This is a genomic window from Halomonas sp. 3D7M, assembly GCF_014897885.1.
In the GTDB taxonomy this organism is placed as follows: domain Bacteria; phylum Pseudomonadota; class Gammaproteobacteria; order Pseudomonadales; family Halomonadaceae; genus Vreelandella.
This window is the reverse complement of the sequence record NZ_JABUZF010000268.1, coordinates 1-223: the sequence shown is the minus strand read 5'-3', so window position 1 is coordinate 223 and position 223 is coordinate 1. Positions and strand designations below refer to the sequence as shown.

Sequence of the window (223 nt, the reverse complement as noted above, 5' to 3'; positions counted from 1 at the left end):
CCGCCACTACTAATGACGACCCTGCGCTTTATGCTGGTCGCTGTTCTATTGGTGCCTTTCTACCCTGTCGCTCGAGCTCAGCTGCCTTTTTTGCTCTTGCTCTCCTTCACATTTGGCAGCCTACATTTTGCGCTGCTGTTTATCGGTTTAGGTCAAGCAGAAGCAGGCACTGGCGCACTGCTGGTGCAGATGGGCACGCCTTTTGCCACGCTACTGGCAGTGG

At 54.7% G+C, this 223-nt stretch carries 1 pseudogene; it reads left to right on the top strand.

From position 1 onward, the window contains the following. Positions 1 to 223 (top strand): annotated as a pseudogene (locus tag INT22_RS17960) (DMT family transporter); the annotation flags it as partial.